The following is a 5,161-nucleotide window of genomic DNA, read 5'->3' as shown; positions in this document are numbered from 1 at the left end:
AACAAAGACAGGCCTGCCTGACGGAATAGGCGGGCCTGTCTGCCGACAAAGGCAGGCCTGTCTGCCGACAAAGGCAGGCCTGTCTGCCGACAAAGGCAGGCCTGTCTGCCGACAAAGGCAGGCCTGTGTGCCGACAAGGCAGGCTCAGTTGTCAGTAATCGGTAATCAGTCGCCAGGTTAGGTCAACTCTAATCAGAATGGTTCATTCAAAATTCTCAATTCTCACATCTCAATTCTCACTACTTTAATATCATTTGTTTTGTTTAAATTAGATATCTCAAAACCACATTAAATTCAAAAGTGCTGTTTAGTAATAACCAGCCTAATAACGACCAAATACAATAAATGAAATACATAGTATGTGAAGAACCCGGTAACTTTCAATTAAAAGAAAAAGAGCCACCAATAAGAAAGCCTGGGGAGGCGCTTTTAAAAATAAACAGCGTAGGGATTTGTGGTACCGATCTACATGCCTATGGCGGAAATCAGCCTTTCTTCACCTATCCTAGAATATTAGGTCATGAACTGGCGGCAGAAGTATTGGAAATTGAAGATAACAGCAAGGGCATAAAGGTTGGCGACAAAGTGGTAGTGATGCCCTATCTTAGTTGTGGCCATTGTATTGCCTGTAGAAACGGGAAAACCAACTGCTGTACCCAAATCCAGGTTCTTGGGATTCATACTGACGGAGGAATGCAAGAGCAAATCACCGTTCCTATAGCCATTTTACTGCCCGCCAATAATTTAACCGACAATCAGATGGCCATTGTAGAACCTTTGGCCATTGGTGCCCATGCTATTAAGAGGGCTCAACTAACTAAAGGTGAAACTATTGTGGTAGTAGGATGTGGTCCCATAGGAATCGGGATTATGAAATTGGCACAGCTAGAAGGTGCTAAAGTAATTGCAGTGGATATGAATCAAGACCGACTCCAATATGCAAAGGAAAAAATAGGAGTCGATTTTATTGTGAATGCCAATAATGACGCAATAAAACTGATTTCTGAAATTACTAAGGGCGACCTGGCTACCGTAGTCTTTGATGCCACTGGTCACAAAGGAGCCTTGGAATTAGGTCCCTCTTATATGTCACACGGGGGACGGTATGTTTTAGTGGGACTTTCCAAAGGGGAGCTAACCTTTAAACATCCTGAAATTCACGCTAAAGAAAGTACCTTACTATGTAGTAGAAATGCCACGGTGGCCGACTTTGAATTCGTTATTTCCATGATCGATCAGTTCCCTACCGAATCCTTCATTACCCATAGTGTACATTTTTCTGAGATGAAAGAACACTTTAATAATTGGCTAGATCCTGCTGCTGGAGTTATAAAAGCGACAATCGAATTTTGAAAATAACCTCTATGTCAACCACCTTTCTACAAATACACCCTGAAGATAATATCCTTGTCGCGCTACAAGAGTTGCCACAAGGTCACCCAATTACATTTAATGGGGATACTTTTCCACTAACCACCAAAATCGCTGCTAAGCATAAATTCGCGCTAAAGGATTTTAAACCGGAAGACCCTATTTTGATGTACGGGAACTTAATTGGCAAAGCAACCAAGTCCATCGCCAAAGGGGAGATCATCACCATAGATAATGTAGTACATGCCTCTTCCGATTATAGCGTAGGAAAGCAACAATCAGAATGGATCGCTCCCGATGTAAGAAAATGGAAAGACCGAACTTTTAACGGCTACCACCGCGCCGATGGTAGTGTAGGTGCGGCCAACCACTGGTTGGTAATTCCCATGGTGTTCTGCGAGAACAGAAATGTAAATGTATTGCGGGAAGCCTTATTGGATTCATTAGGCTATAGCACCGCAAAAGAGTATTTGGTAGATGCAGAGGTCCTAGTTTCCAAATACAAAGCAGGTGCCAGTAAAGAAGAACTCATGGCGGCAACTATCCTAAAAACCCCAGAAGAAATTAAAGAGAACAGCACTTTCCCTAATGTAGACGGAATAAAATTTTTAACCCACGATGGAGGATGCGGCTGTGATCGTGGAGATTCGGATATCCTTTGCAACTTATTGGCAGGTTATATCACCAACCCCAACGTAGCTGGGGCAACCATTCTTAGTTTGGGATGCCAAAACGCACAGGTGAAAATTCTAATGGATGCCATTACAAAACGAGATCCCAACTTTTCGAAACCCCTAAAAATTCTGGAGCAACAAAAAAGTAAAAGCGAACGCCACTTTATAGAAGAGGCTGTAAAAAAGACCTTTTTAGGTCTTATAGAAGCAAATAAAGCAACCCGAGAGCCCGCACCCCTAAGTAAACTCACCCTAGGACTGGAATGTGGAGGATCTGATGGATTTTCTGGTATCTCTGCTAATCCTGTCCTTGGTTATACTTCCGATCTATTGGTGGCCTTGGGTGGCGCTACGGTGCTTTCCGAATTTCCGGAATTGAACGGGGTAGAACAAGAACTCATCAACCGATGTGAGACAACCGAAAATGCAGAGAAATTCGCTACCCTCATGCGTGCCTATTCGGACAGGGCAGTAGCCCTAGGCTCGGGCTTCGAAAATAATCCGTCTCCTGGAAATATTAAGGACGGACTCATCACAGACGCTATGAAATCGGCCGGAGCAGCCAAAAAAGGGGGCACTTCCTTGGTGAAGGATGTGTTAGAATACACGGAACCAGTCACTAAAAAAGGTTTAAACCTTCTTTGCACCCCGGGGAACGATGTGGAAAGCACTACCGGACTAGCAGGCTCTGGATGCAATGTTATTGCCTTTACCACAGGCCTGGGCACTCCCACAGGAAATCCTGTGACGCCCACCATTAAAATTTCCAGTAATAACGAATTAAGTGAACGCATGAAAGACATCATCGATTTTAATGCAGGGACTATTATTACCGGCGAAGACACAATAGAATCTAAAGGAGAGGAATTATTGGAGTATATTATTGAAGTTGCCAGCGGTAACATTGTCCCAGCCGCAGTGCGATTAGATCAAAACGATTTTATTCCGTGGAAAAGGGGGATTTCGCTTTGAACTTGGAAAAGAGAAAAAAGAAGAAAGAGAAAAGAAGTTGGCAGTGGCACTAGGCACTAGGCACTAGGCACTAGGCAAAAATAAAAAAACATCCCTAAAGGACAAGTCTTGTTTAGATGTCACATCTCCAAATCAGCCAATTTCCAAACCACCAAATCAACTCATTGATACATTTGCAAATTGATAAATTAATCCATCTCCAAATTAGCTCATTTCCAAATCATCAAATCACCTCATTGGTACATTGGTGCATTGATACATTTACAAATTGATACATTAATAAATTAACCATGCAAACAATAAACCGCACTTTAATTAAGCAACAAACCTCCCCCCTACCAACCAAAATACTTCAATTTGGAGGTGGAAATTTTCTAAGGGCCTTTGTAGATTGGATGATACAAATTCTAAACGAGAAGACCGATTTTAATGCGGGCGTAGCTATTGTTAAGCCAACCGAATATGGGGATTATCAGCAACTTAAGGATCAGGACGGACTTTTCACCGTGATTCTAGATGGTGTTAAAAACGGACAACAGATTCAGGATATTAAACGAGTAAATTGTGTGAACTCCATCATCAACCCCTACACCGAATGGGAACGTTATTTGGAGCTTGCCAAAGACCCCCATCTGCGGTTTGTGGTTTCAAATACCACCGAAGCAGGAATCAAATTTAATCCCGAGGACTCCTTTAACGATTCCCCTCCCAAAGAATTCCCCGCAAAACTGACCCTGTTTCTATACCATCGATTCCAGTTTTTCAATCAAGATCCATCTAACGGCCTCATCCTTCTGCCTTGCGAGTTAATCGAGAATAACGGACTTGCTCTACAAAATGCTGTGTTGGATTATGCTAACCATTGGGAATTGGGATCCCAATTTACCTCTTGGATAGGTACCGCCAATCACTTCTGTAGTAGCTTGGTAGATAGAATCGTTTCTGGATATCCAAAAGATCGCGCCAAAGAAATAAAAGAAACATTGGGATATAGAGATCCCATGATGGTCGCCGGGGAACACTATCATAGTTGGGTAATTCAGGCTCCAGAGTCGGTACAAAAAGAACTCCCCTTTTCTCAAACCGACCTCAACGTGCAGTTTGTAGAAGATCTAGTCCCCTATCGTGAAATGAAAGTGCGGATATTAAACGGCGCCCATACCGCCTTGGTACCCGTTGCTTATTTAGCAGGAGCCAGATTAGTGGACGAAGCCTTGGAACAACCTGAAATAAGTCGATTTATAAATGAGCTATTGCTACAAGAAACCATCCTAACATTAGATTTTCCAGAGGCAGTAAAACAACAGTTTGTTGCCGATGTGTTAGATCGATTTAGAAACCCCTTACTAAAACACCAGCTGATCAGTATTGCCCTCAATAGCACCTCCAAGTTTGTTGCCCGATTGTTGCCCACCCTCAAAGATTACCTAGCTTTGGAGAATAAGTTACCTAAAAGGATTGTTTTTGGATTGGCCGCCCTCCTCTATTTCTACAGAGGAAACTATAATGGGGAGAAAATCGAACTAAAAGACGCCCCAAAGGTGCTCTCCTTTTTTAAGGACAGTTGGAATCAGTACGATGAACAAAAAACTTCTTTGGAAGAAACCATCACCCACATACTGGCAAATACCAATATCTGGGGGGAGAATTTGAACAAGATTCCAAGCCTGACCGAATTGGTTGTTAGCTATATTGGTCCCATAGAACAACAAGGGGTTCTAAGAAGCTTGGAATTAGTAGGGAGTATTGAGATGTGAGAGCGGTTTAGTAATCAGTAATCGGTAAACCGCTGTTTCAATAAACAGTATCTCCCCCACTGAAGTGCGGGACTACCGTTCAAAATGACTTTTTGCTACAATATTTATTACTACTTCTGTCAAATTGCTAAAATTAAAAGAATCGGCCTATATTAATTTTCGTTAAAAATCAAGTGCTTTTCACAGCGGGTGGAGGAATCCGTCCGGCAGCCCATCTTCACCCTTGTGAAAGCGGCCTGGACGGTGCGGACGTGTAGATTACACTTCCCAAGAAGCAAATACATTAAAGTCCAACGCTACAGCTGGCTCCTCAAAGTCAAAGGTACACCGTACCTTCACTTTTCGGCCCTGGTTCGTTTTTTATTCATGGCTTGTATATTGTTTTTT

At 42.6% G+C, this 5,161-nt stretch carries 3 protein-coding genes; all 3 read left to right on the top strand.

Annotated elements, in window-relative coordinates; genetic code table 11:
• Window positions 1-345: 345 nt before the first annotated feature.
• The 3 genes from F1E73_RS16315 (at window position 346) to F1E73_RS16305 (ending at window position 4,774) form a co-directional block, all read left to right on the top strand.
• Window positions 346-1,353 (top strand): zinc-binding alcohol dehydrogenase family protein, encoded by a 1,008-nt coding sequence (locus tag F1E73_RS16315; protein WP_150452562.1) that lies wholly within the window; start codon window positions 346-348, stop codon window positions 1,351-1,353.
• A gap of 11 nt (window positions 1,354-1,364) precedes the next feature.
• Window positions 1,365-3,017 carry a UxaA family hydrolase gene (locus F1E73_RS16310; protein ID WP_150452561.1) on the top strand — a complete coding sequence of 551 codons (1,653 nt, stop codon included), beginning with the start codon at window positions 1,365-1,367 and terminating at the stop codon, window positions 3,015-3,017.
• Window positions 3,018-3,307: 290 nt separating this feature from the next.
• Window positions 3,308-4,774 carry a tagaturonate reductase gene (locus F1E73_RS16305; RefSeq protein WP_150452560.1) on the top strand — a complete coding sequence of 489 codons (1,467 nt, stop codon included), beginning with the start codon at window positions 3,308-3,310 and terminating at the stop codon, window positions 4,772-4,774.
• Window positions 4,775-5,161: the final 387 nt, after the last annotated feature.

It is taken from the genome of Arenibacter lacus (assembly GCF_008711145.1).
Taxonomy (GTDB): domain Bacteria; phylum Bacteroidota; class Bacteroidia; order Flavobacteriales; family Flavobacteriaceae; genus Arenibacter; species Arenibacter amylolyticus.
This window is presented reverse-complemented; position numbering and strand designations above follow the sequence as displayed.